The sequence below is a fragment of the Clavibacter lycopersici genome (genome assembly GCF_003576405.1).
In the GTDB taxonomy this organism is placed as follows: domain Bacteria; phylum Actinomycetota; class Actinomycetes; order Actinomycetales; family Microbacteriaceae; genus Clavibacter; species Clavibacter lycopersici.
The window spans coordinates 1-744 of the sequence record NZ_QWGT01000479.1 but is presented as its reverse complement, the minus strand read 5'-3'; the positions used below and the strand labels follow the sequence as shown (position 1 = coordinate 744).

Sequence of the window (744 nt, the reverse complement as noted above, 5' to 3'; positions counted from 1 at the left end):
GAGCGCCGCCGCGAGCTCTCGCTCGGCGGGCAGCCGTGCCCCCACGGGCACGCGGCCGTCGAGCACGAGGCGCCGGATCCCGTCGGCGAGCGCGGCGTACGCGGGAGCGCCCGGGCGGGTCCACTCCCCCAGCAGTGCCGTGAGGGCGGTCGGGCCGAGCACGGCGGAGGGAGCGGATCCTGCGGGGGTCATGAGGCCACAGCCTGGCGATTGGCCTCTTGTCCCGCAACCCCGGACCGCGATTGGATCTCCCCCATGCTCCGTCGCTCAGTCCAGTTCGCCATCGGCATCTTCCTCTACGGCTTCGCCATCGGGATGATGCTCCAGGCCACCATCGGCGTCTCCCCCTGGGACGTCCTCGGCCAGGGCCTCGCCCTCAGGACCGGCCTGCCGTTCGGGGTGGCGACCAACATCATCGGCGCGCTCGTGCTGCTGCTCTGGATCCCCATCCGCCAGCGCCCCGGCTGGGGCACCGTCCTCAACGTCGTCTTCGTCGGCTACAGCGCGCAGGTGGCGCTCGCCGTGGTCCCCGCGGTCGACAGCCCCTGGATCCGCGTCCCGCTCTTCGCCGCCGGCCTCGTGCTCCTCGGCGTCGCGACGGGCCTCTACATCGGCGCGCACTTCGGCCCCGGTCCGCGTGACGGCCTCATGACCGGGATCCACCGCCGCACGGGCTGGCCGGTCTGGCGCGTGCGCGTCGGCATCGAGCTGGTCGTGCTCGCGATCGGCTGGGCGCTCGGGGGG

General features: G+C 73.9%; 1 protein-coding gene and 1 pseudogene. One reads left to right on the top strand and one right to left on the bottom strand.

Translation table 11 applies throughout. The features are described 5' to 3' along the window. Positions 1-192, bottom strand: a pseudogene (locus DZG00_RS16065) (GntR family transcriptional regulator); the annotation flags it as partial. A gap of 63 nt (positions 193-255) precedes the next feature. Here DZG00_RS16065 and yczE point away from each other — a divergent pair. Next, on the top strand, positions 256-744 hold a 489-nt coding region (gene yczE / locus DZG00_RS16060; RefSeq protein WP_119455851.1), incomplete at its 3' end, for a membrane protein YczE.